This is a genomic window from Streptomyces sp. SYP-A7185 (assembly GCF_046103685.1).
GTDB lineage: Bacteria > Actinomycetota > Actinomycetes > Streptomycetales > Streptomycetaceae > Streptomyces.
Map to the genome: position 1 here is coordinate 2633091 of NZ_CP122310.1, position 22667 is coordinate 2655757.

Below are 22667 nucleotides of genomic sequence, written 5' to 3' on the forward strand. Positions count from 1 at the left end.
GCGCGCCGTCACCAGACGCGTACCGACCCTCCGGGGGCGAACACCGGGCTCGTCGCGCCGGCCGGCGTCTCCTTGAGGGGTTCGTCCAGTTCCTGGACCGTCGGTCCCACGCGCGCGGCGATCGCCCCGAGCCGCTCCAGGTCGAAGCCGTAGACCCGGGCCGCGTTGCCGCCGACCATGGCGGCTATCTCGTCCCTGGGGAGGCCCGCGTAGGCGATGCGCAGCCCTTCGCGCGAGAACGGATGCGTGCCCTCGTCGTGCGGGTAGTCACTGCCCCACATGATCTTGTCGAGGCCGATCCGGTGCCGCATCTGCGCCTCGTGCGGCCGCATGAAGCTCGCCCCGACGTAGCAGTTCTCGCGCCAGACCTCGGAGGGGCCCTTGCCCATCGCGTCGGCCAGGCCCGCACCGAACTTCGACTCGGCCGTCCCGGCGCCGGCCGACCGGGAGGCCGCCGCGACCAGGCGCCCGTGGTAGTAGTCCAGCATGTCGAGCACGCCCGGGATCCATCCCGAGCCCTGCTCGGTCAGCACGAGCCGCAGCTCCGGATGGCGGCGGAAGGCACCGCCGAACACCAGGTGCCACAGGGCCCGGTGCGAGAACCACGTCGTCTCCACCATGAAGACGGCCCGCGCGGCCGGTTCCTCGCCCAGCGGCGGTGAGGCCGACCCCGCATGGTGGTTGACCGGCACCCCGCGCTCGGCGCAGGCCGCCCAGATCGGGTCGTACGCTTCCGAGTAGAGTTCCGGGAGCCCGCTGCCCGGCGGGGTGCCCGGCAGCAGCAGGCCGCCGTTCAGGCCCGCGTCGGCCGCCCAGTGGATCTCCTCGACGGCCGCCCCGACGTCGTTCAGGAGGATCTGGAAGACGCCCGCCCTGCGCCCCGGAGCAGCCGCGCAGAAGTCCGCGAGCCAGCGGTTGTGGGCCCGCAGGCCCGCCCAGCGCTGCTCGAACTCCTCGCGGGTGGGCGCCGGAGCCATCAGCGAGGCGCTCGGGAAGAAGGGCGGGATGGTGTTGGGGAAGACGACCTCGGCGACGATGCCGTCCGCTTCGAGCTCGGCGACACGGCGGTCCGAGTTCCAGTTGCGGTCGGCGGTGTCGGCGAGCAGGTCCTCGTACGGATTGACGTAGGTGGCCGCCCAGGCGTCGAACGCCTCGTGGTGGCGGGACTCCAGGTAGGGCCGGTAGTCGAGGAGGTCGGCGCCGGCGTGGCAGTCGGCCGAGATGACGGTGTAGCGCTCTTCGGTCATGTCTGGGCCCCCAGTACCGGGAAGTCGTGGTCGGTCAGCCAGTGGCGGCCCACCTCGCGCGAGCGCGCCCAGGACGCCTCGACGGCCGACCGGCCCGCCTCGTCGGTGGCCTGGCCGAGTTCGGCCGGCGTCGGGCCGATCCTGCGGGCCAGTGGCGCCAGCTTCTCGGTGTCGAAGCCGAAGACCTCGGCCGCCGCGAGCCCCAGCATCCGGCGGGTCTCCCCCACCGGGATGTCGTGGAAGGTCTTCTTCAGCCACGCGCGCGTGTCGGGCCAGGTCCCCTCGGGGTGGGGGAAATCGCTGCCCCACAGGATGTTGTCGACGCCGATCTCGTAGCGCTGGGCCAGTTCGCGGCGCTTGGTGTTGGTCGCGCAGACGAAGATCTGCCGGTCCAGGTACTCGTGCGGCGGGCGCTTCAGCTCCGCGAACGGCGACAGCTTCTTGCCGCCGTGCGCGCCCAGGTAGAGGCGGTCCATGAACCACAGGAGGTTCGGCAGCCACCAGCAGCCCGACTCCGCGACGCCGAACTTCAGCCCCGGGTGCCGCTCGAAGACGCCCGACCAGAGCATGAACCACAGCGGCCGCGCGGGCCACCAGGTCACCTCGGAGACGTAGATCCCCAGATGGTCGCCGTACTCGTGGCGGGGCGCGGCCCCGGAGTGCGTCACCACGGGCATCGCGCACTCAGCCGCCGCCGCCCACACGGGGTCGTAACGCCGGTCGTGGTAGGGCGCCTTGTCGACCCACATGGAGGGGATCATCAGCGCGCCGAGCCCGGACTCCTTGGCCCGGTGCACCTCGGCGACGACCCGGTCGACCTCCCCGGTGACGGGCAGCAGGGCCACCCCGCAGTGCCGTTCGGGATGCTCGGACACGAAGTCGGCGAGCCAGCGGTTGTGCGCCTGCGCGCCCGCCATCCCCAGCTCCGGGTCCTGGTCGCCGGAGAGCCCGAGGCCCACCCCGAAGGGCGCGGCCGTCTGGCTGTCCACGGCGTCCGCGTCGGGGAAGACGACCTCGGCGGCCACCCCGTCGCCGTCGAGTTCCTTGAGGCGCTGCGCGGTCTCCCAGCCGCCGCGCAGGCCCTCCTCGTTGTCCTGGAACCACTTGGCGGCGAACGCGTCGTTGCGGATGCCGAGCCGGGTCGCCTCCGCGCGGCGGGCGTCGCGCTCCCCGAGGAACCCGTCGAAATCACGGTGGAAGCGGCTGTCGAGGTAGGGCCGGTACTCCTCGGTGGGAAGCCCGGCATGGCAGTCGGAGGAGATGATCAGGTAAGGATCCTGGTCGGTCATCACGTGCCCTTCAGTCCAGAATGAAGCTCTCCAGATACGCCGGGTTCGCGCGGTCCAGCATCGACCGCGACCTGGCCTTGATCTGCCGGTCGCTGTGCTCGCTCTCGGGAAGCAGCCAGAAGCGGTCGGCCGCGATCCCGCGCGCCACGAAGTCCGCGACCTCCTCGACCGGCGTGAACTCCACCTCCTGACCGGCGTCCTTCATCGCCGACTCCCACTGGTCGAGGCTGCGGTAAGGGGTCTTGCGGGGGCGGGACTTGGCCCACCGGTCGGGGCGGTTGCGGTGCGACTCCCACAGCCCCGTGCGCAGCATGTGCGGCCCCGGGAAGAGCACGGAGGCCCCCACGCGCGCGTGCTCCGCCTTCAGATGCGCGTACAGGGACTCCGTCATCGTCACCACGGCCGCCTTGGTGACCGCGTACACGGACGCCGTCGGCAGCGGGGCGATGCCGCCGTCACCGGAGGACGTGTTGACGACATGGCCCGGCTCGCCGCCCGCGATCATCCGGGGCACGAAGGCCTGGATGCCGTGGAACACGCCCCACACGTTGACCTCGAAGGCCCACTTCCAGTCGTTCGGCTCGTGCTCCCACATGCGACCCTCGGCCCCCGAGCCCACCCCCGCGTTGTTGCACAGGACATGGACGGCGCCGAACGCCCCGTACGCCGCTTCGGCGAGCGCGAAGACCTCATCGCGCGAACCGACGTCGACCACGCGCGCGTGCACGCTCGCCCCGTCCTCGCGCAGCCCGGCCGCCGCCTTCTCCAGGGCGCCCTCCTCGACGTCCGCGAGGACCACCTTCAGGCCGTCCGCCGCGAACCGCCGGGCCATGGCGAGGCCGATGCCGCTCGCCGCGCCCGTGACGACGGCGACCTGCCCTTCCCGCAGCTCCATCTCAGACGCTCCCCTCGGGCGGGCCGTCCAGGATCTGCCGCGGATCGTCGTAGCGCTGGTGGATGTAGGGCAGCAGTGCCTGCGCGCTGACCCGCTCGGCCACCCGGCCCTTCTGGTCGGTGGTCTTCTCGCCGATCGTGATCTCGACGACCGCGCGCACGGGCAGATCCGCCACGGGGTCGTACATCGACTCGCGCAGGACCACGTCGCCGGTGACGCCCTCCAGCTTGCGGACCTTCTCGTTGCGCACGCAGTGCACGAGCACCGGGTCCGCGTCGAAGCCCGAACCGTCCACCGCCGGCAGGAACTTGAAGTAGAAGTCCGTCTTCTGGACCGGCTCCGGGAGCGGCAGGTCGCCGCTGACCGCGCCGCGCACCTCCACGAAGGCGATGCCGTGCCGGGCCAGCGAGGCACGCACGACCAGACCGTCGCGCTCCACCTCGACCTCGCCCAGCTTCTTCGGCTCCCCGAAGACCTCGCGCCCGCCGATCAGGGCCCGCTCGTGGGTCATCGGCATGACCAGCGGATACCAGCCCGTCACCCCGGCGTGCTCGGCCGCGACGGCCACCGAGCCCGCGCCCAGCGGATATCCGGGCAGGTCGACCTTGCTGATGTTGGCCCGCACCAGAGGCCGGGACGTGGGTTTCAGGGGCGGCGGCAGAACGGCCGCCACCGCGTCCGGATCGCTCTCCCAGACGGCCACCACACCCGTGGACCAGATGTCGGGCAGCTTCGAACTCGCCTCGCGCGACGCGGCGATCTCCGCCTCGGTGCGCGCTCCGTACCGTACCCGTGCCATGTCGTACCACCCTTCGTCGGCGCGGGAGCCGAGCCCGCGACGGGGACTTGCGGGAGGTTCTGTAACACAGTTACAACAGGACTCGTGAAGAGTGAAGAGACGCGTACGCATCCGGACCGGGAACGCGGTCCTCTCGACCGGGAGCAGGTCCTCGCCGCCGCCACGGCGCTCGTCAAGCAGCACGGCCCGCAGGCCCTGACGATGCGCAAGCTCGCCGCCGAGCTCGGCACCGCCGTCACCTCGATCTACTGGCACGTCGGCAACCGCGAATCGCTCCTCGACGCCCTCGTCGACCGCACCCTCGCCGACCTCGGCGCCGTCCACCCCACCGGCCGCACCCCCGACCGGCGCATCGTCTCCGTCGCGCGCGCCCTGCGCCGCCAGCTGCGCGACCACCCGCACCTCGTCGCGATGGTCCACGAACGCGGCCTCACCGAGCGCATGTTCCTGCCCGCCCAGCAGGTCCTGGTCCACGAGGTGCACGCCGCCGGGCTGCGCGGCACCCGCGCAGCCGACGCCGTACGCGCGGTACAGGTCCACGTCGTCGGCCACGTCCTGGTCGAGCGCAACCGCGAACGCGCCCCCGTGCAGAGCCCCGGCGAAGAAGAACTGTGGAGCACCCGGCGAGCCGAACACGACCCGGCGCTCGCCCGCGCGCTCGCCCGACCCGTCGACCCCGAGGCGCTGTTCACCCTGTCGGTGACGGCACTGGTGTCCGGACTCCTGCGGCCCTGAGCCGCCGCAGGCACCTTTGACGGCGACGGAATCGGCCACCCGGCCCACCCGCGCGGCGGACCGGGCACCTGACTGTCAGTCGCGGCCCGTATCCTCATGGACCATGCTCGAAGACCAGACGACCGCAGCGTCCGCAGCCTCTTGGCCGGCCGCGTACCCAACGGGGTACGCGGTCGTCGACGTCGAGACCACGGGTCTCGCCCGCGACGACCGCATAGTGTCGGCTGCCGTCTACCGCGTGGACGCCCGGGGCGAAGTGGAGGACCACTGGTACACCCTGGTCAACCCCCAGCGCGACCCCGGCCCCGTCTGGATCCACGGCCTCACCAGCGAGCTCCTCGCCGGCGCGCCGCTCTTCAAGGACATCGCCGAGGAGTTCGCCGCGCGCCTGGCCGACCGCGTCCTGGTCGCGCACAACGCCGTCTTCGACTGGTCGATGATCGCCCGGGAGTACGCACGCGCCGAGCTCACCGCTCCCGTGCGCCAGCGCCTGTGCACCATCGCCCTCTCCAAGGAGCTGCGGCTCCCGCTGCCCAACCACAAGCTGGAGTCGCTCGCCGCGCACTTCGGCGTCGAGCAGCGCCACGCGCACAACGCCCTCGACGACGCGCGCGTGCTCGCCGAAGCCTTCCGCCCCAGTCTCCTGGCCGCCGCCGGCGGCGGGGTGCGGCTGCCGCTCCTGGAGTGCCGGCCGCTCACCGAGTGGTCCGACGGCGCGCCCCGCATCGTCCGCCAGCCCACCGGACCGGGCTCCGCCGGGCCGTCCTACTCCTCGTACGGCCCGTCGAGTTGGCGCCCCTCGCGCAAGCGCCCCGCCTGCCCTTATCCCAACCCCGGGCGGTACGAAACGGGCAAACCACTCCAGCAGGGCATGCGGGTCGCGTTCTCCGGCGACACCTCCGTCGAGCGCGATCTCCTGGAGGACCGCGCCGTCGAGGCCGGGCTGCACATCGCGACGAGCGTGTCGCGCCTGACCAGCCTCCTCGTCACGAACGACCCGGACTCGGGCACCTCCAAGACCGTGAAGGCCAAGAGCTTCGGCACCCCCGTCATCGACGAGGCCGCGTTCGGCCAGCTCCTCCAGGACGTCGCCCCGGCGGCGGAGGGCTGAGCCGCCCAGGGGCGTCAGACGGGTGATTGTCGGCCCGGCACCCGCCTGCTTGCTCGCATGCGGGCGCCGCGCGTCCCACCCTGTGGCGCATGGCACGTTGCGAGGTCTGCGGAAACGACTACGGCATGTCGTTCGAGGTGCACGCGCAAGGCGCGGTGCACGTCTTCGACTGCTTCTCCTGCGCCATTCACCGCATGGCGCCCATCTGTGAGCACTGCCGCTGCCGGATCATCGGCCAGGGCGTGGAGGTCGAGGGACAGTGGTACTGCGGTGCGCACTGCTCCCGGGCGGAGGGGCAGGTGGGCATCGTCGACAGGGTGTGACCCGGGCTCCGCCCCGGAGCCCCGGGGGCCCCGAAGGCCTCGCGCGGCTCCGTTCCGGAGTACCCCACCCCCGTGCACCCCACGACCGAGTTGTACCGTCGTGGGGTGTACCGCTTCCTGTTGTCCCGGCAGTGGGTGATCCTCACCCTCATCGCCCTCGTTCTCATCCCCACGATGATCGAGCTGGGCTTCTGGCAGTTGCACCGCCACGAGCACCGCGTCCGGCAGAACGCGGAGATCTCCGAGGCGCTGGACGCGAAGCCCGTGCCGGCCGAGCGGCTGACCTCGCCCGGCCACTCCGTGGCGGACTCCGAGCGCTACCGCAGGGTCAGCGCGCACGGCACGTACGACACGAAGGACGAGGTCGTCGTGCGGCGCCGCACGAACGCGGACGAGGAGATCGGCTTCCACGTCCTGACCCCCTTCGTCCTCGACGACGGCAAGGTCCTGCTGGTCAACCGGGGCTGGATCCCGGCGAACGGACCGCAGACCGCGTTCCCCGAGGTGCCCCCGGCACCCAAGGGCGAGATCACCCTCATCGGCCGTCTGATGGCCGACGAGACGTCCGCGCAGAGCGGCATCAAGGACGTCCAGGGCCTGCCGGACCGTCAGATCATGCTGATCAGCAGCGGCCAGCAGGCGCACAGCCTGGGCAAGGAGGTGCTCGGCGGATACGTCGAGCTGACCTCGCCCGAGCCCCCCGGCGACTCCCCCCAGCTGATCGGCGAGCCCGAGCACGGCGACATCGGCCCGCACATGGCATACGCGGTCCAGTGGTGGCTGTTCTGCACGGGCGTGCCCATCGGCTGGGTGGTCCTGGTGCGCAGGGAGGTCCGCGACCGCAGGGCCGCCGCGCGCGAACCGGCCCCGGAGGCCACTCCCGCCGCCGTGTAGCGCCACCCCCTCGCCGGAGACACCGTCGGCGCGAGGCGGCAGGATAGAGCCATGGATCTTGGACTGAAGGACCGCGTCTACGTCATCACCGGCGCCACCCGTGGCCTGGGCAACGCCGCCGCGCGGGCGCTCGTCGCGGACGGCGCGAAGGTACTGATCACCGGCCGGGACGAGAAGACGGTCGCCGAGGCGGCGGCCGAGCTCGGCGAGGGCGCCCGGGGCCTGGCCGCCGACAACGCCGACCCGGCCGTCGCGGGACGGCTGATCGCCGCCGCGCGCAAGCACTTCGGGCGCTTCGACGGCGTCCTGATCAGCGTCGGCGGCCCCGCGCCCGGCTTCGTCGCCGACAACACGGACGAGCAGTGGGAGTCGGCCTTCGAGTCGGTCTTCCTGGGGGCCGTCCGCCTGGCGCGCTCGGCGGCGGCGGAGCTCGGCGAGGGGGGCGTCATCGGCTTCGTGCTGTCCGCCTCCGTGCACGAGCCGATCCCGGGGCTCACCATCTCCAACGGGCTGCGGCCCGGACTCGCGGGCTTCGCCAAGTCGCTCTCCGACGAGCTCGGGCCCCGGGGCATCCGTGTCGTGGGCCTGCTGCCGTCCCGTATCGACACCGACCGGGTGCGCCAGCTCGACGGGCTCTCCGTGGACCCCGAGGCCACGCGCGCGGACAACGAGTCGCGGATCCCGCTGCGCCGGTACGGCACCCCGGAGGAGTTCGGCCGGACCGCGGCGTTCCTGCTGTCGCCCGCCGCCTCGTATCTGACGGGGATCATGCTGCCGGTGGACGGCGGGGCGCGGCACGGCTTCTAGCGGCCGGGTTCCGCAGGGGACCGGGTCTCACGGGATCGGACGACACTGGGCGGGGGCCGCCTCGCACGGCCCCCGCCCGTCAGCACTCGGCGTCCCCCGGCTGACGTCGGGGGACCTCGGCTGACGTCGGCGAGCCTCGGCTGACCTCAACTGACCCGCTCGGCCCGGTGCTTCACCGCCCGCAGCCGCACCTCCGCCGGCAGCCGGTCGAGCCCCGCGGAGTCCCGCGCGTGCGCCAGGGCCTCGGTGGAGAGCCGGTGCAGGGCCTCGCCGGGCGTCGAGTGGGGCTCCAGGAGCAGCGAGACCCGTGCCTCGGGTGCGTTGCGGCGTCCGGTGAGGAACACCCCGGCCCGCTGCACGCCCTGAAGCGACTCCGCCTCGCCCACGAGCACGCCCTCCAGGGCGCGTCCCCGCAGCAGCGCGCCCTCGCCGTCACCGGTCTCCACGAGCACCTCGGCCAGCCTGCGCCGTCGCAGCTGGGCCACCAGCCACCACAGGGCGAGCAGCAGGCACACCGCGAGCACGGCGATCACCGTGGGCCAGAACCAGCCCTCGTCGCGCCACCGCGAGCGGTCCGCGTCGCTCAGCAGGACGTCGCGCTTTGAGTCGTGGACCCACCACGAGGGCGGCGAAGCCCCGAGTCCGACCGCGAGGACCGAACCGCCGCCGAGCAGGAGCACCAGGCCGAGCAGGCCGAGCACCACACGGTTGACCGTCTTCAGCATCGCGCTCAGCCCTTCCTGCCGGGCCGGGCCACCCGGACGGTGAGTCCGGGGCTCCGGGCGAGGCCCAGGTCCCGGATGCCGTCGGCCAGCGTGGCGTCCAAGTCGCTTCGTACGTCGTCGAGTTCCCGGAAGTGCGAGACCGCGCGGACGTCCACCTTCGAGCGCGTCATGCGGACCCGCACCGACTGCACGCCGGACACGTCCATCGCCCGGTCCCGCAGCACCATCGCGGCGGCGGCGCGGTGCAGCCCCGCCCGGACGTCGGCGTCCTCGCGCCGCATGGCGAGGACCGCGCGCAGGCCGGGTGTCGCGGCGAGCACGATCAGCCAGAGGCCGGCGGCCGCGGCCACTGCGGCGCCGACGAGGACCGCCGTGTCGTCCAGGGGCCGCGCGGAGAGTTCACGGGCGAGGTCGCGCCGCCAGCCCATGGCGGAGTGCCCGGCCCGCACGGCCGCGATGTCGTAGAGCACAAGGCCCGCGCCGCCGAGGATCAGGAGGGCGAGGACGGCGGCGGGCACGCGCCGCGGCGACCAGAAGCGGGTCGCCTTGGTCTCGTGCTCGTCGGCCAGCGTGGGCGGCGGGTCGTAGGACGCCGCGGACGCCGACTGGTCGAGTTCGCTCTCGGCGCGTTCGACGACGGGGACCGGCTGTGTGCCGCCGCTCCCGCCCGCGCCCTGCGGCCCCTGAGCCTCGCTCATCTCGCCCTCCCCTGCGCCGCGGCCCGCACGTGCGCCGAGTGCAGCCGTTCGACCTGGACGGCGACCTCGGGCACTTCCATCCCCGCCAACGCCTTTACCCGCTCGGCGACCCGGCGACGCACCGCGCCGCACTGAGCGCCGATGTCCGAGGGGTAGTCGAGTTCCACGCTGACCCGGACGCGGGCGACGTCGTGGCGCACGGTGACCGTGGCGTGCGGCGCGGAGCAGTCCGCGGGCACGTCCGTCAGCGCCTCGCGTGCCGCCTGGGCTGCGATCTTCGCGACGACCCGGTCGGCGATCCGGGTCGCGCCGCGCTCGGCGGGCCCGACCTGTGCCGCCACGGCTCACCGCCGCCGGTCGTCGCCACGCGTACGGAAGAAGTCGCCGAGCTCCAGGTCCCCCTCAAGGAACCGGCCCGCGACGAACCCTATGGCGCCCAACGCCGCCACCAGCAAGAACGCCCCGAATCCGCCGAAGTATCCGGCGAAGCCGAGCGCCATTCCGGCCACCATGCCGATCACGGCCATGCTCATCGTGCGCTCCTTAGCAAGACGCGGCTGACGTCGGGTCCGTACGGGTCGGTCGTGCGGGTGTCACTGGAGGCGGCCTTGTGGCTCATCGTCTTCCTCGTCCGGGAGCTTCACGTCGCTCACCGCGATGTTCACCTCGACGACCTCGAGTCCGGTCATGCGCTCGACGGCGCCGATGACGTTCTCCCGCACGTCGCGCGTGACGTCCGCGATGGACACCCCGTACTCGACGACGATCTCCAGGTCGAGGGCGGTCTGCACCTCGCCGACCTCGGCCTTCACGCCGCGGGACACGGATTTGGTGCCGGAGCCGCCGGGCACCCGGTCGCGCACGGCCCCGAAGGTCCGCGCGAGGCCGCCGCCCATGGCGTGCACGCCGTCGACGTCGCGGGCCGCGAGTCCGGCGATCTTCTCGACCACGCCGTCCGCGATGGTGGTGCGCCCCCGGGTGCCGGGGTCGCCGCCGCCCCTCTTGGTCGTGCCGCTGCTGCCCGCCGTCTCGTCCGGGGACCCCTTGGTGAAGGTCTCCTGCGACGGGTTCCGCTGTCCGGTGTCGGTCATCGCCGTCCGTCCCTTTCGGAAGGGGATCCGCTCGGATCTGCTCGGATCTTCTCTTTGCCCACACTAAGTGCGGTTCCGTCCTCGCGCGCCAGGGATGCGGCAGGCTGGGGCGATGACGGGTGACGGATGGACCGATGCGGTACGGCGGCAACTGGGCCTGGGGCGTGTTCTCCCGCTCGGCGGGCCCGGTGACGGCGCCTGGCTGACCGAGGCGTGCGCGGACGGGGTACTGCGCCAAGCGGTGGAACAGCTGAGCGGCGTGCGTCTCGGCGGGCTGCGGGTGGCGCTCGCCGATCCCTCGAAGGAGTACGTGCCCGCCGTGCCGGCGCCGCCGAGCGCGCTGCCGCCGGGGCCGCTGCGGATCACGGCGGAGTTCGCGGCCGGGCCGGCCGAACCGCTGCCCGCGGCGGCGGCCCGGCTGCGGGCGGCGCTCTTCGCGGCAGCCGGGGAGCGACTGGGCCTGGTGGTCGCGGAGGTGGACCTCAGCGTGACGACGCTCCTGGAGGCGGGGCAGGCCCCCGTCGGCGTAGCGGCGGACACGGACGAGGCGGCGCGGGACGGGGTGCGGGCGGCCCCCGGCAGCGGGGACGAGGCCCGGGTGGCGAGCGCCGCCCTGGACGTGCCGGGCGTGCGGCGGCTGACCGGGGCCCTGGGCGGCTTCGGCCGCGCGGTCCATCTGGAGGAGTCGCGGCCTGCGGACGCCTCCTTGCCGCGCCGCCACGCGCGCGTGGAGCTGGCCGCGGACCGCGAACTCCGCGCCCTGGACGTGGCGCTCGCGGTCCGTACGGCGGTGGGGGCGGCGCTGGCGGACCACCCGTCGGTGTCCGTCCTGGTCACCGGGGTGGAGTGACGGCGTCAGTCGCCGAGGCCCGCCAGGTCCCGCAGACGGCGGCCCTGGGCCGCGCGCTCGGCGGTGCGCTGCTCCTCGTACGTGCGGCCCGGGACGCCCTGGAGGAGGGCCTTGGTCTCGATGACGGCGTCGCGCGGCGCGGTCAGGAGGGCCGCGGCGAGGTCGCTCACGGACGCGTCGAGCTGGTCGGCGGGCACGACGAGGTTGGCCAGGCCCACGCGCTCGGCCTCGGCGGCGTGGACGAACCGCCCGGTGGCGCAGATCTCCAGCGCGCGGGCGTAGCCGACAAGACCCACGAGGGGGTGCGTGCCGGTGAGGTCGGGCACCAGGCCCAGGCTGGTCTCGCGCATGGCGAACTGCACGTCGTCGGCGGCGATCCGCAGGTCGCAGGCGAGGGCGAGCTGGAAGCCCGCGCCGATGGCATGCCCCTGCACGGCGGCGATCGACACGATGTCGCTGCGCCGCCACCAGGTGAACGCCTCCTGGTATTCGGCGATCGTGGCGTCGAGGACGTCGTCGTCACCGCGCGCCAGATCGATGAAGGACGGCTCACCGTCGAAGCCCTCGGGCGTGAACGCCTGCCGGTCGAGGCCCGCGGAGAAGGACTTGCCCTCACCGCGGAGCACGACGACACGGACACTGCCCGGCAACATCCTGCCTGCCTCGGCCAACGCCCTCCACAGCGCGGGAGATTGGGCGTTGCGCTTGGCCGGGTTGGCCAGCGTCACCGTGGCGACGGCTTCGTCGACAGTCAGGCGTACGCCGTCCTTGTCGAGTACCGGTGCGGATCCGCCGAGTTCACTGCCGGGCGAAACCATGGGAGCCTCCGATGGTGGTGTGCGGTCGGTCCGGACGCGCGTACGCGCCGGTAAGTGACTGCACAGTAACCACCCGGTCGACAGCGATTTCCCCCAGGCCCCGTTAAGGGACCCGGGTCACGATCGACCGGATGGCCACCGTCGAAGCCGGTGAACCGCCCGCAGCCGTCAGCCGGCTGCGGCCTTCTTGCCTCGCGTCGCCCCGCCGCGTCCCCGCAGCGTGACTCCGGACTCACTGAGCATGCGGTGCACAAAGCCGTACGAACGGCCGGTCTCCTCGGCCAACGCCCGGATGCTCGCACCGCCGTCGTACTTCTTCTTCAGGTCTGCCGCGAGCTTGTCGCGCGCGGCGCCGGTTACCCGGCTGCCCTTCTTCAGAGTCTCGGCCACCCGTGCCTCCTCATGGGAAGTGCGCTCTGGACTTCTCATGATCACCCCTCTCGGGCTTCCTGGCCACCCATTCGGCAAGGTCCGTGCGACGAGGTTTCCCGCAGGAGAAGGCGACACCACGAGTGGAATGAACGATTCCGCTCGTCGAATTCTCCGCCGTCGGCCGGATTGCGCGCCATATGGCCAGGTCAGCGCGGTGACCGGCGAGAGCCGAATGCTCTTCCCCTACCCGCGCCGAAATCCGTGTATCCCACACTTCGGTACGAGGAGAGCTCACACAGATGAAGGATCACGGATCGGCCGAATGATCCATACGCAGTGGATCAGTTATTCGATCAACCAATGTGGACGCCCGCGCACCGCCCGGATCAGGCGAGCGCGACCAGGTCCGCGTAGTCCTGGCCCCACAGGTCCTCGACGCCGTCGGGCAGCAGGATGATCCGCTCCGGCTGGAGCGCCTCCACGGCGCCCTCGTCGTGCGTGACGAGGACGACCGCGCCCTTGTACGTGCGCAGCGCGCCGAGGATCTCCTCGCGGCTGGCCGGGTCGAGGTTGTTCGTGGGCTCGTCCAGGAGCAGGACGTTGGCGGAGGACACCACGAGGGTGGCCAGGGCGAGACGGGTCTTCTCGCCGCCGGACAGGACGCCCGCCGGCTTGTCGACGTCGTCGCCGGAGAAGAGGAACGAACCGAGCGTCTTGCGCACCGCGACGAGGTCGAGGTCGGGGGCGGCCGAGCGCATGTTCTCCAGGACCGTGCGCTCGGGGTCCAGGGTCTCGTGCTCCTGCGCGTAGTAGCCGAGCTTGAGGCCGTGGCCCTCGATGACCTGCCCGGTGTCGGGCTTCTCGGCGCCGCCCAGGAGCCGCAGGAGCGTGGTCTTGCCGGCGCCGTTGAGGCCGAGGATGACGACGCGCGAGCCCTTGTCGATGGCGAGGTCGACGTCCGTGAAGATCTCCAGGGAGCCGTACGACTTCGACAGGCCCTCGGCCATCAGCGGGGTCTTGCCGCAGGGCGAGGGGTCGGGGAAGCGCAGCTTGGCGACCTTGTCGCTCTGGCGCACCTCCTCCAGGCCCGCGAGGAGCTTGTCGGCGCGCTTGGCCATGTTCTGCGCGGCCACGGTCTTGGTGGCCTTGGCGCGCATCTTGTCGGCCTGCGAGTGGAGCGTCGCGGCCTTCTTCTCGGCGTTCTGGCGCTCGCGCTTGCGGCGCTTCTCGTCCGACTCGCGCTGCTGCTGGTAGAGCCGCCAGCCCATGTTGTAGACGTCGATCTGGGCGCGGTTGGCGTCCAGGTAGAAGACCTTGTTCACGACCGTCTCGACCAGGTCGACGTCGTGGGAGATCACGATGAAGCCGCCGCGGTAGGACTTGAGGTAGTCCCGCAGCCAGACGATGGAGTCGGCGTCGAGGTGGTTCGTCGGCTCGTCGAGGAGCAGGGTGTCGGCGTCCGAGAAGAGGATGCGGGCCAGCTCGACACGGCGGCGCTGACCGCCGGAGAGCGTGTGGAGGGGCTGGCCGAGCACGCGGTCGGGGAGGCTGAGCGCGGCGGCGATGGTGGCGGCCTCGGCCTCGGCGGCGTACCCGCCCTTGGTGAGGAACTCCGTCTCCTGGCGCTCGTACTGCTTCATCGCCTTGTCGCGGGTGGCGCCCGAGCCGTTGGCGATGCGCTGTTCGTTCTCGCGCATCTTGCGGATGAGGGTGTCGAGGCCGCGGGCGGAGAGGATGCGGTCGCGGGCGAGCACGTCCAGGTCGCCGGTGCGGGGGTCCTGCGGGAGGTAGCCGACCTCGCCGGAGCGGCTGATGGTGCCGCCGGCCGGGACGCCCTCACCGGCGAGGCACTTGGTGAGCGTGGTCTTGCCCGCTCCGTTGCGGCCCACCAGACCGATGCGGTCGCCCTTGGCGATACGGAAGGTGGCGTTCTCGATGAGGATGCGGGCGCCGGCGCGCAGCTCGATGCCGGAAGCGGTGATCACGGACAGACTCCTGGGCAGGGGGGATGGACGGCGGAAGGACTGAAGGCGATCACGCCGTCTAATGCACGAGGAGAATGGCCATGGAGCCAATTCTAACGGGGTGATGCAAGCTCTTTTTCTGCCCGGGTCCGCACGTCCCCGGGGGCACCGCCCGGCAGCTCGTTTCCCAGGGGCGTGCGGCGCGGCACGATCCGCCCGAGGTCGTCCACGGCGATCAGCTGCGCGGTCCACGGCGTCGCGGCGCCGCCGCAGGGCTGAGCCAGCATCAGGGCGCCGCCGCGGCGTACGGCGCGGGCGGGGTCGAAGGCGCAGCCGTCACGGGCCGGCAGCACCCAGCGCAGGTCGCCGTCGGCGCTGCGGTAGGCGGCGATGCGCCGCGGGGTGACGACGGCGAGCATGCGGCCCCGGGGGTCGAGGGGCCGCAGGACCCCGGCGCCGCCGCGGGCGGCGGGCGAGCGCAGCCACGGGGCGCCGCCGGGGATGGCGCGGTGCCAGCGCACGGCGCTGCCGTCGGCGCGCGCGGTGTCGGTGACCATGCCGTCGCTCCAGAGGGCTACGGCGTGCCCGGGGGCGGGGAGCAGCGCGAGCGGGCGGGCTCCCTCCCGGCGGTGGGTCCAGCGGGCGTGGCCGGTGGCCGGGTCGTACGCCTGGACCGCGCCGCCCCGGGTGCGCAGCGCGGGGTCCGCGGCGCCGTCGGCCACGCGCGCGTGGACGGTGAGGTGGTCTCCGTAGGGGGCGGGCCGGGAGTGGTGGGCCGCGGTGATGAGCGGCAGGGCGAGCAGGCCGAGGGCCACGGGGAGGGCGAGCCGGGAGCCGCGGCGGGCGCGCACCGGCCGCACGGGCTCCGCGGCGGTCACCTCGAACGGCACAACGGACACGACGCCCCCCTCTGCGGCAATCTGCCGGTACCTCTGCTCGCGGAAAAGCCCACGGAAAAGCCCGTCGAACAGGCGCAGAGCGTAGCGGCGGCGGCATCGCGCGGCCCCGGGCGGCGGGCGCGACACGGCGCGCCGACCGGCGGGGGTCCCCCGTTCGGACCCCCGTCCGGCGCCTCCCGGAGTGGGGCGTACCAGGATGAAGGCGCCGGCATCTCGGCACCGGGCGGCGTGCCGCCGTCCCGGACGCGAGGCAGAGGGTGGTGCGCCCATGCAGTTCGACGACGACGCCGATCTGGACACGTCCGAGGTACAGGACGTGCGGGGCAGCCGGATCCCCGGCGGCAAGGCGACGGTCGGCGGCGGCGTCGCGGGCCTGATCGCGCTGCTCCTGGGGCTGTTCTTCGGGGTCGGCCCGGACCAGCTCGGCCTCTCCTCGGGCAACGACGAGCCCGCGGCCACCTCCTCGTCCCTGGCCCAGGTCCAGCAGACCTGCCGTACGGGCCAGGACGCGAACACCAAGGAGGACTGCCGCATCGTGGCGGTGGTCAACAGCGTGCAGGACTACTGGCGTGCGGAGTTCGGGCGCAGGCAGGGGAGCTACTCCCCCGCATCGACCGTCCTGTTCACCGGCCGGGTGGGCACGGCGTGCGGGGCGGCGACGTCGGCGGTCGGCCCGTTCTACTGCCCCGGTGACCGGAAGGTCTATCTGGACCTGGGGTTCTTCGAGGAGCTGCGGACCAAGTTCGGCTCCAGCGGCGGCCCCTTCGCGCAGGCGTACGTCGTGGCGCACGAATACGGGCACCACGTGCAGAACCTGATGGGTACGCTCCAGCGCTCCCAGGACGGGCGCACGGGGCAGAACAGCAACGCCGTGAAGGTCGAGCTCCAGGCCGACTGCTACGCGGGCGTCTGGGCGCGGCACGCGACCCGCACCCCCGACGACAAGACGGGCAAGCCGCTGATCACCAGCCTCACCGAGGCGGACATCCGCGAGGGCCTGGACGCGGCGGCCGCCGTGGGCGACGACCGCATCCAGGAGAAGTTCCAGGGCCGGGTCACCCCGGAGTCCTGGACGCACGGCTCGGCCGAGCAGCGGCAGCAGTGGTTCTACCAGGGCTACCGCACCGGCGACATGGCGCAGTGCAACACCTTCCGGTGAGGCGCTGAGCCGCCGGGCCGCTGCGAGCGGCTGAACCGCTGTGAGCCGCTGAGCCGCCGGGTCAGACGCCCCCGGTGTGCACTTGGAAGGCCGCGCGGCGCACGGCCTTGGCCAGCGCCGGGTCGGGGTGGGCCGCGGCGAGGGCGACCAGGACCTGGACCGTGCGGGGGTGCCCGATGCGGCGCACCTCGTCCAGGAGCGCGGGCACCGTGGGCTGCACCGCGGACTCCAGATGCCGTACGAGCAGGTGGATCTCCCCGTGGTCGGCGACGGCCGCGGCGGTGTCGACCCACAGCCACGTCGACTCCTCCCGCGTCAGGACCAGGTGGACGTCCTCGGGGTCGGCGCCCTCCTGCTCGGCCAGCCAGATCAGGGCGTAGGGCCGCAGGGAGGTCTCGTCCACGACGGCCCGCACCTCCGCCTCGGCCGGGGCGCCGACCACCCGCAGGGCCTCGAAGGCCAGGCCGCGCAGGAGGGCGTCCTCGCCGCGGGCGGCGTCCAGGAGCTCGGTGACGGCGCTGCCGACGGGGCGGGCGGCGAGCCAGGCGCGGTACTCGGAGCGGGCCGCGTTCGGGCGCAGCCGCGCACAGCCGCGGAGCATGTCCTCGGCGGACTGCTCGATGTTGCCGGCCGGGCTCTGGGCGGCCACGCAGATCTGCTCCAGCTTGACCCAGACCGCCCAGGAGCCGAGGGGCGTGAGGGTGGCCTGCTCGTCGGCGTACGTCAGGGCGCCGACGGCGGCGAGGCCGCGCAGCGCCCAGTCCAGGAGGGTGGCCAGGGAGGGGGTGTCCGCCGGGTCGGCCGGTTCGGGTTCGGGCTGCGGGCCGTAGGGGATCTCGCAGCGTTCCGTGCGCAGTTCCGTCACGCGCTGGTCGAGGAGGTCCAGGAGCTGCGACACGGGGACCGGGCCCGCGGAGAGCTGGAGCAGGGTGAGCAGCTGCGGCATGGCCTCGACGGTCTCGGCCACGACGGCGGGCGCCAGTTCGCGCGAAGCCGCGTGCGTGAGCGACCAGGCGTCGAAGAGGGCGACCCAGCCGCGCAGCACGGCGGCGTCGTCGCGGTCCCAGGCGCGCAGCCGCCAGCCGGGGCGCGCGGTGTCGCCGTGCACCTCGATGAGGCCGGCGAGGCGTGCGGTGTCCCAGTCGGCGCGGACCTGATCCGCGGTCAGCGAGAGCTCCGCGGCGGCCCGTTCGGCGGTGGCGGCGGAGAGGGTGCCTTTGGATCCCGCCGAGCCGTCCGGGCCGTCGGTGCCGCCGGTGCCGTCCGGGCCGCGGGAGCCGTCCGGGCCGTGGGACCCGGCGGAGCCTCCGGCGGGCGGGGCTGCCTTCGCGACCTTGGGGCGGCCCTGGCCCTGGCGCAGCGAGGCGTCCGCCCAGCGCGCGACCCGTACGGCGTCGGCGAGGCCTTTGCGGGCCATTCCGGCCAGCTCGCCGGGGGCGGGCGTGCCCTCGGGCGGGCGGGGCGCGGGACGGCGCGCACGCTGCTGTGTCACTGCGCCGGGGGCGGTCAGGGGTCGCGCTGTGCCGCGCTCCACCCCCGCTCGCCTCTCGGCCCTGGGGGACTGAGCGCGGACGAGTCGGAGCCTTGAGTCGCGCGGGATACGGGACGTCACGGGAGCAGTCTTCCTGTTGACCGTCCGAAAACCCAAACGGAATGTCTGCGCAGAGCTCCGGAGCGCTACGTAAGGGGGCTTTCGCGCGCTACATGAGGGGCGTGAGGAAGCGTCGCAGCGCCTCCTCGTAGCCCGCCGGGTCCGCGTTCCACATGGCGCCGTGCGGTGCATCCGGAACGGTGTGCAGAGTGACCAGTTCCGGGCGCCGCTCGGCCAGTTGACGGGAAAGCGCCCACGGGGCGATGACGTCGTCGGGGCCGTGGAAGAGGAGCGTGGGGACCTTGAGCACTGCGGGGTCCGCGGCCTCCAGGATGCGGTCGCCGCGCAGTCCCGTGCGACCCTGGGCGGCCCGTACCGCCAGCGGCAGCAGGGCGCTCGGCGTACGGCGGGCCGAGGCGAGGGCGCGCAGGGTGGCCTCCCAGTCGAGCACCGGGGAGTCCAGGACGATTCCGCTGATCCGGTCGCGCAGGGCGGAGTGGGCGGCGGCGTGCAGGGCCATGGCGCCGCCGGTGGACCAGCCGTGCAGGATGACGTTCTCCGCTCCGTTGCGCACGGCGTAGCGGATGGCCGCGTCCAGGTCGCGCCACTCCGTCTCGCCGAGGTGGCCCAGGCCGTCCGGAGAGCGGGGTGCGCCGAGGTCGCCCCGGTAGGCGAGGTCGAGCACCGGGAACTGCTGGTGGTGCAGGAAGTCCATGACGACCATGGGGTGCTCGCGGGTGGTGCCCAGGCCGTGCACGGTGATCACCCAGGTGTCGCGGACGCCCGGCACGAACCAGGCGGGCAGGCCGCCGAGTTCGCCGGGGATGTCGACGTCCGCGTGGTCGAGGTCCAGGGCGGCGTGCGGGTCGCCGATGTGGACCTGCGGGGTGAGCCAGACCTTCGCACCGGGTTCCAGGGAGCCGTGCGTGACGCGCTCCAGGCGGCGTACGACGGTGTCCGCCTCGTGCGGCGCGGCGTCCAGGACCGGGCCGATCACCGCGTGACTGCCGTTGCCGCTGAGGCCGTACGTGCCGGGCCGCAGGCTGGCGAGGGCGCGGGTCAGGGTGATCTGTCCGGCGGCCGTGGAGTGAACCGTGAGGCGTGGCTCGGTGGGCAGCGGGCGGCCGGGCGGTGCCTTCAGGGCCGCGTTGCTGGCGAGCCGGCCCGCGGCGACGGCGGCTGCGCCGCCCAGGAGGGCGGTGGTGACGGCGGTGACGGCCGTTGCCGTCGCTTTGGCTGGGCGCACCTGCCCAGTGTCGGGCGGGCCGGTGGGTACGGCCAGTGGACGGGACCTGCGGGGTGATGTCACCTCGACCGCGTACCCCCGGGCGGTGCCGTGAATCAGTGGTCCGGCGCGCCCTCCGCCCGGGGCCCGCGGGGCGTCACCGTTGGCCGTAGCCCCGCAGTCTGTCCTCCGCTTCCCTCAGCTGGCCCGCGGTCAGGAGGGTGGGGGCGTGGCCGGGGACGGAGCTGGCCGTCAGCCACAGGCGCGCCATCCACTCCAGCTGCGCTGTGCGGTCGTAGGCCTGGTCCAAGGTGTCCCCGTAGGTGATGGTTCCGTGGTTCTGGAGCAGGCAGCCCGTGCGGTCCCTGAGGGCCCGGAGCATGTTCTCGGCCAACTCGTCGGAGCCGTAGGGGGCGTAGCGGGCCACGCGGACCGGGCCGCCGAGCGCGGCCGCCATGTAGTGGACGGGCGGGAGCTCGGGGACCAGGGTGGAGACGGCGGTGGCGTGCACCGCGTGGGTGTGGACGACGGCCGCGGCGCGCGTGGTGCGGTAGACCGCCAGGTGCATGGGCAGTTCGCTGGTGGGGGCGAGGTCCCCGAAGAGGCGGTGGCCGTCGGTGTCGACCCCGACCGCGTCCCGGGGTCCCAGCCGGTCGTACGGGACGCCGCTGGGGGTGACCAGGATCGTGTCGCCGACGCGCACCGAGACGTTGCCCGACGTGCCGACCACCAGGCCGTCCGTCACCGTTCTGCGGGCGGCCGCCACCAGCTCGCTCCACGCCCGCTCCACCGCGCCCTGCCGGCCTTCGCCGCCTTCGTCCCGCCGCTCCGTCATGCCGTGATCCTGCCAGGCGTGCGGGGCCGACACGGCGGGGCCGGTGGTCGGCCCGCCCGGGGCGGTCCTCCCGTAGCCTCTGCGGTGATTTGTCCGACACATCGCCATCCGGGGGACATGTGGCTCGTGACCGTACGCCGCTCCGTCGCCGCGCCCTTGCCGCCGCGGCCCTCACGGCGCTCCTGGCCCTGGGCGGGGCCGCCCTCGGCGAGATTCCGGTTTCGGCCGCGGGCGAGCCGCGGGGGCACGACGTCTCCTCGCACCAGAAGAACGTCGACTGGCGCAAGGCGAAGAGCAAGGGCGCGCGCTTCGTCTACGTGAAGGCGACCGAGTCCGACACCTACCGCAACCCCTACTTCGAGCGGCAGTACGCCGGGTCCCGCGCCGCGGGGATCCTCCACGGCGCCTACCACTTCGCCCGGCCGGACAAGTCGTCGGGCAAGAAGCAGGCCGCGTACTTCGTGCGTCACGGCGGACACTGGCGGGCGGACGGCCACACGCTGCCGCCGGCCCTCGACATCGAGCACGATCCGTACAGCTCGCACGCGTGCTACGGCCTGCGTCCGGCCACCCTCGTCCGCTGGATCAAGTCCTTCAGCGGCGAGGTGAGGAGCCGGACGGGGCGGCGGCCCGTGATCTACACGACCACCAAGTGGTGGAACGCGTGCACGGGCGGCAGCCGGGCCTTCGGGGCGGATCACGCGCTGTGGCTCGCGCGCTGGTCGTCGACGCCGGGGGCGCTCCCCCGGGGCTGGCCGTACCTGACCCTGTGGCAGTACGCCGACCGCGGCGGGCTGCCGGGTGATCAGAATCTCTTCAACGGATCCCTGGACGGATTGAAGAGGTTCGCCCGGGGGTAGGCGGGCAGCCGCCGACCCCCGGGAGGCCCGGAATCCGGGCCTCCTGCCGCCGCCGCGGACCGTCCCCGCCGGCGCCCCGGAGCAACCGGAGCGAGGGCCCTCCGCATTGGGTCACCACACGGCCCGACCCAGTTCACTTTCCGTTCACTCAGGTTGCCTACGTTCCACTTGCCACTGACGTCCAACAGAAGCCTGGGTAAATGGAACACATCACGCTTCTCCTCGGGATCGTGATCGTTACCGCTCTCGTGTTCGATTTCACGAACGGTTTCCACGACACGGCCAACGCGATGGCGACCACCATCTCGACCGGCGCTCTCAAGCCCAAGACGGCGGTGGCCATGTCCGCCGTGCTCAACCTCGTCGGAGCCTTCCTCTCCGTCGAAGTCGCCAAGACGATCTCCGGCGGCATCGTCAACGAGGACGGTCTGAAGACAGAGGTGATCTTCGCCGCCCTGGTCGGCGCGATCCTCTGGAACCTGCTGACCTGGCTGGTGGGCCTGCCCTCCAGTTCCTCCCACGCGCTGTTCGGCGGCCTCATCGGTGCCGCGGTCATGTCGATGGGCTGGTCGTCGATCGACGGCGGCACCGTCGTCACCAAGATCCTGATCCCCGCGATCGCCGCGCCCCTCGTCGCCGGCATCGCCGCGACGCTGGCCACGCGCCTGACGTACCGCATCGGGCGCAACACCGACACCAAGGCGACCGCCAAGGGCTACCGCACCGGTCAGATCGCCTCCGCGGGCCTCGTCTCGCTGGCGCACGGCACGAACGACGCGCAGAAGACGATGGGCATCATCACGCTCGCCCTGATCACCGGCGGCGTCCTCAACCCGGGTGCCAACCCCCCGATGTGGGTCATCGTCTCGGCCGGTGTCGCCATCGCGCTCGGCACGTACCTCGGTGGCTGGCGCATCATCCGCACGATGGGCAAGGGCCTGACGGACCTCGCGCCGCAGCAGGGCTTCGCCGCCCAGACCAGCGCCGCGACCGCGATCCTCGCCTCCTCGCACATCGGCTTCTCGCTCTCCACCACCCAGGTCTGCTCGGGCGCCGTGATGGGCGCGGGCCTCGGCCGCAAGGGCGGCGTGGTCCGCTGGTCCACGGCGACCCGCATGTTCGTCGCCTGGGGCCTCACCCTCCCGGCCGCCGGTCTGGTCGGCGCGGGCGCGGAGTTCCTCACCAAGCAGGGCCCCTGGGGCGTCGCGGCGACCGCCGCGCTCCTGGTGACCGGCTCGGCCGTGATCTGGGTCCTCTCCCGGCGCAACGCCGTCGACCACACGAACGTCACGCACGACGAGAACGGCCCCGACGCCGAGCCCGCCGGTGTCGTGACCACCGCGATCGCCGCCGTCACACCGCCGCCCACCGGTTCGGCCGTGACGAACATGGACGTCAACCTCGTCAAGGCCACCATCCCGGCCCCGAACAGCACCGTGGCGGACCCCGCCCGGCCCGCGACGGTGTAAGGAAAAGTCAG

At 73.0% G+C, this 22667-nt stretch carries 25 protein-coding genes; 9 read left to right on the forward strand and 16 right to left on the reverse strand.

All coding sequences use genetic code 11. From position 1 onward, the window contains the following. Window positions 1–8: 8 nt before the first annotated feature. Genes QBL25_RS11545 through QBL25_RS11560 form a run of 4 tightly spaced genes read right to left on the reverse strand, consistent with a single transcriptional unit; the run spans window position 9 to window position 4230 of the window. Window positions 9–1247, reverse strand: coding sequence for an amidohydrolase family protein (locus tag QBL25_RS11545; protein WP_409056935.1), 1239 nt, complete (start codon window positions 1245–1247; stop codon window positions 9–11). Continuing rightward, window positions 1244–2536: an amidohydrolase family protein gene (locus QBL25_RS11550; protein ID WP_409056936.1), complete on the reverse strand. Its 1293-nt coding sequence runs from the start codon at window positions 2534–2536 to the stop codon at window positions 1244–1246. The genes QBL25_RS11545 and QBL25_RS11550 overlap by 4 nt, the downstream gene beginning before the upstream one ends. Before the next feature lie 10 nt (window positions 2537–2546). After that, the gene (locus QBL25_RS11555) at window positions 2547–3431 is read right to left on the reverse strand and encodes an SDR family NAD(P)-dependent oxidoreductase (protein ID WP_409056937.1); all 885 of its coding nucleotides are present in this window, start codon (window positions 3429–3431) and stop codon (window positions 2547–2549) included. 1 nt (window position 3432) lies between these two features. Next, the gene (locus QBL25_RS11560; RefSeq protein WP_409056938.1) at window positions 3433–4230 is read right to left on the reverse strand and encodes an acetoacetate decarboxylase family protein; all 798 of its coding nucleotides are present in this window, start codon (window positions 4228–4230) and stop codon (window positions 3433–3435) included. Between the two features lie 84 nt (window positions 4231–4314). Here QBL25_RS11560 and QBL25_RS11565 point away from each other — a divergent pair, with 84 nt between their 5' ends. From QBL25_RS11565 to QBL25_RS11585, 5 genes are all read left to right on the forward strand, one after another. Next, the gene (locus tag QBL25_RS11565; RefSeq protein ID WP_409056939.1) at window positions 4315–4965 is read left to right on the forward strand and encodes a TetR/AcrR family transcriptional regulator; all 651 of its coding nucleotides are present in this window, start codon (window positions 4315–4317) and stop codon (window positions 4963–4965) included. Between the two features lie 103 nt (window positions 4966–5068). Beyond that, complete coding sequence (locus QBL25_RS11570; protein WP_409056940.1) at window positions 5069–6076, forward strand: DEDDh family exonuclease; 1008 nt, start codon at window positions 5069–5071, stop codon at window positions 6074–6076. A gap of 89 nt (window positions 6077–6165) precedes the next feature. Continuing rightward, the gene (locus QBL25_RS11575) at window positions 6166–6399 is read left to right on the forward strand and encodes a hypothetical protein (RefSeq protein ID WP_249590727.1); all 234 of its coding nucleotides are present in this window, start codon (window positions 6166–6168) and stop codon (window positions 6397–6399) included. 105 nt (window positions 6400–6504) lie between these two features. Beyond that, window positions 6505–7293 (forward strand): SURF1 family protein, encoded by a 789-nt coding sequence (locus QBL25_RS11580; protein ID WP_409062616.1) that lies wholly within the window; start codon window positions 6505–6507, stop codon window positions 7291–7293. A gap of 51 nt (window positions 7294–7344) precedes the next feature. Next, entirely contained in the window at window positions 7345–8100 is a 756-nt protein-coding gene (locus QBL25_RS11585) for an SDR family oxidoreductase (protein ID WP_409056941.1), read from the forward strand. A gap of 146 nt (window positions 8101–8246) precedes the next feature. On the opposite strand, the gene amaP is transcribed toward QBL25_RS11585, so the two are convergent. Genes amaP through QBL25_RS11610 form a run of 5 tightly spaced genes read right to left on the reverse strand, consistent with a single transcriptional unit; the run spans window position 8247 to window position 10614 of the window. Continuing rightward, window positions 8247–8825: an alkaline shock response membrane anchor protein AmaP gene (amaP, locus tag QBL25_RS11590; RefSeq protein WP_409056942.1), complete on the reverse strand. Its 579-nt coding sequence runs from the start codon at window positions 8823–8825 to the stop codon at window positions 8247–8249. A gap of 5 nt (window positions 8826–8830) precedes the next feature. Beyond that, a complete protein-coding gene (locus QBL25_RS11595; protein WP_409056943.1) occupies window positions 8831–9523 on the reverse strand; it encodes a DUF6286 domain-containing protein in 693 nt (230 codons plus the stop codon). Then, window positions 9520–9864: a hypothetical protein gene (locus QBL25_RS11600; protein WP_409056944.1), complete on the reverse strand. Its 345-nt coding sequence runs from the start codon at window positions 9862–9864 to the stop codon at window positions 9520–9522. Before QBL25_RS11600 ends, QBL25_RS11595 begins: the two co-directional genes overlap by 4 nt. Before the next feature lie 3 nt (window positions 9865–9867). After that, window positions 9868–10056: a hypothetical protein gene (locus QBL25_RS11605; RefSeq protein ID WP_249590721.1), complete on the reverse strand. Its 189-nt coding sequence runs from the start codon at window positions 10054–10056 to the stop codon at window positions 9868–9870. A gap of 60 nt (window positions 10057–10116) precedes the next feature. Beyond that, on the reverse strand, window positions 10117–10614 hold the full coding sequence (locus QBL25_RS11610) for an Asp23/Gls24 family envelope stress response protein (protein ID WP_409056945.1): 498 nt from the start codon (window positions 10612–10614) through the stop codon (window positions 10117–10119). Between the two features lie 112 nt (window positions 10615–10726). Here QBL25_RS11610 and QBL25_RS11615 point away from each other — a divergent pair, with 112 nt between their 5' ends. Then, a complete protein-coding gene (locus tag QBL25_RS11615) occupies window positions 10727–11464 on the forward strand; it encodes a nucleopolyhedrovirus P10 family protein (RefSeq protein WP_409056946.1) in 738 nt (245 codons plus the stop codon). Window positions 11465–11469: 5 nt separating this feature from the next. On the opposite strand, the gene QBL25_RS11620 is transcribed toward QBL25_RS11615, so the two are convergent. From QBL25_RS11620 to QBL25_RS11635, 4 genes are all read right to left on the reverse strand, one after another. Next, window positions 11470–12282: an enoyl-CoA hydratase/isomerase family protein gene (locus QBL25_RS11620; RefSeq protein ID WP_409056947.1), complete on the reverse strand. Its 813-nt coding sequence runs from the start codon at window positions 12280–12282 to the stop codon at window positions 11470–11472. Between the two features lie 168 nt (window positions 12283–12450). Beyond that, entirely contained in the window at window positions 12451–12672 is a 222-nt protein-coding gene (locus QBL25_RS11625) for a helix-turn-helix domain-containing protein (protein WP_055550175.1), read from the reverse strand. Window positions 12673–13040: 368 nt separating this feature from the next. Next, window positions 13041–14639 carry an ABC-F family ATP-binding cassette domain-containing protein gene (locus tag QBL25_RS11630; RefSeq protein WP_409056948.1) on the reverse strand — a complete coding sequence of 533 codons (1599 nt, stop codon included), beginning with the start codon at window positions 14637–14639 and terminating at the stop codon, window positions 13041–13043. 92 nt (window positions 14640–14731) lie between these two features. Beyond that, a complete protein-coding gene (locus QBL25_RS11635; protein WP_409056949.1) occupies window positions 14732–15517 on the reverse strand; it encodes a PQQ-binding-like beta-propeller repeat protein in 786 nt (261 codons plus the stop codon). Window positions 15518–15785: 268 nt separating this feature from the next. On the opposite strand from QBL25_RS11635, the gene QBL25_RS11640 reads away from it, so the two are divergent. Then, a complete protein-coding gene (locus QBL25_RS11640) occupies window positions 15786–16676 on the forward strand; it encodes a neutral zinc metallopeptidase (protein WP_409056950.1) in 891 nt (296 codons plus the stop codon). A gap of 61 nt (window positions 16677–16737) precedes the next feature. Here the strand turns inward: QBL25_RS11640 and QBL25_RS11645 are convergent, their stop codons facing one another. The 3 genes from QBL25_RS11645 to QBL25_RS11655 all read right to left on the reverse strand — a co-directional run bounded on the left by QBL25_RS11645 (window position 16738) and on the right by QBL25_RS11655 (window position 20327). After that, window positions 16738–18288, reverse strand: coding sequence for a hypothetical protein (locus QBL25_RS11645; RefSeq protein ID WP_409056951.1), 1551 nt, complete (start codon window positions 18286–18288; stop codon window positions 16738–16740). 88 nt (window positions 18289–18376) lie between these two features. Further along, a complete protein-coding gene (locus QBL25_RS11650; RefSeq protein ID WP_409056952.1) occupies window positions 18377–19513 on the reverse strand; it encodes an alpha/beta hydrolase family protein in 1137 nt (378 codons plus the stop codon). 136 nt (window positions 19514–19649) lie between these two features. Next, window positions 19650–20327: a class II aldolase/adducin family protein gene (locus QBL25_RS11655; RefSeq protein ID WP_409056953.1), complete on the reverse strand. Its 678-nt coding sequence runs from the start codon at window positions 20325–20327 to the stop codon at window positions 19650–19652. A 119-nt stretch (window positions 20328–20446) separates the two neighbouring features. Here QBL25_RS11655 and QBL25_RS11660 point away from each other — a divergent pair, with 119 nt between their 5' ends. Together QBL25_RS11660 and QBL25_RS11665 are read left to right on the forward strand one after the other, a co-directional pair. After that, window positions 20447–21187, forward strand: coding sequence for a lysozyme (locus tag QBL25_RS11660; protein WP_409056954.1), 741 nt, complete (start codon window positions 20447–20449; stop codon window positions 21185–21187). A 200-nt stretch (window positions 21188–21387) separates the two neighbouring features. Next, the gene (locus QBL25_RS11665) at window positions 21388–22656 is read left to right on the forward strand and encodes an anion permease (RefSeq protein ID WP_409056955.1); all 1269 of its coding nucleotides are present in this window, start codon (window positions 21388–21390) and stop codon (window positions 22654–22656) included. Window positions 22657–22667: the final 11 nt, after the last annotated feature.

Bases quoted from the DNA above. Each gene is read 5' to 3' on its own strand.
- QBL25_RS11545 (WP_409056935.1), bottom strand. From the start codon at position 1,247: ATGACCGAAGAGCGCTACACCGTCATCTCGGCCGACTGCCACGCCGGC.
- QBL25_RS11550 (WP_409056936.1), bottom strand. From the start codon at position 2,536: ATGACCGACCAGGATCCTTACCTGATCATCTCCTCCGACTGCCATGCC.
- QBL25_RS11555 (WP_409056937.1), bottom strand. From the start codon at position 3,431: ATGGAGCTGCGGGAAGGGCAGGTCGCCGTCGTCACGGGCGCGGCGAGC.
- QBL25_RS11560 (WP_409056938.1), bottom strand. From the start codon at position 4,230: ATGGCACGGGTACGGTACGGAGCGCGCACCGAGGCGGAGATCGCCGCG.
- QBL25_RS11570 (WP_409056940.1), top strand. From the start codon at position 5,069: ATGCTCGAAGACCAGACGACCGCAGCGTCCGCAGCCTCTTGGCCGGCC.
- QBL25_RS11575 (WP_249590727.1), top strand. From the start codon at position 6,166: ATGGCACGTTGCGAGGTCTGCGGAAACGACTACGGCATGTCGTTCGAG.
- QBL25_RS11585 (WP_409056941.1), top strand. From the start codon at position 7,345: ATGGATCTTGGACTGAAGGACCGCGTCTACGTCATCACCGGCGCCACC.
- amaP (WP_409056942.1), bottom strand. From the start codon at position 8,825: ATGCTGAAGACGGTCAACCGTGTGGTGCTCGGCCTGCTCGGCCTGGTG.
- QBL25_RS11595 (WP_409056943.1), bottom strand. From the start codon at position 9,523: ATGAGCGAGGCTCAGGGGCCGCAGGGCGCGGGCGGGAGCGGCGGCACA.
- QBL25_RS11605 (WP_249590721.1), bottom strand. From the start codon at position 10,056: ATGAGCATGGCCGTGATCGGCATGGTGGCCGGAATGGCGCTCGGCTTC.
- QBL25_RS11610 (WP_409056945.1), bottom strand. From the start codon at position 10,614: ATGACCGACACCGGACAGCGGAACCCGTCGCAGGAGACCTTCACCAAG.
- QBL25_RS11615 (WP_409056946.1), top strand. From the start codon at position 10,727: ATGACGGGTGACGGATGGACCGATGCGGTACGGCGGCAACTGGGCCTG.
- QBL25_RS11620 (WP_409056947.1), bottom strand. From the start codon at position 12,282: ATGGTTTCGCCCGGCAGTGAACTCGGCGGATCCGCACCGGTACTCGAC.
- QBL25_RS11640 (WP_409056950.1), top strand. From the start codon at position 15,786: ATGCAGTTCGACGACGACGCCGATCTGGACACGTCCGAGGTACAGGAC.
- QBL25_RS11655 (WP_409056953.1), bottom strand. From the start codon at position 20,327: ATGACGGAGCGGCGGGACGAAGGCGGCGAAGGCCGGCAGGGCGCGGTG.
- QBL25_RS11665 (WP_409056955.1), top strand. From the start codon at position 21,388: ATGGAACACATCACGCTTCTCCTCGGGATCGTGATCGTTACCGCTCTC.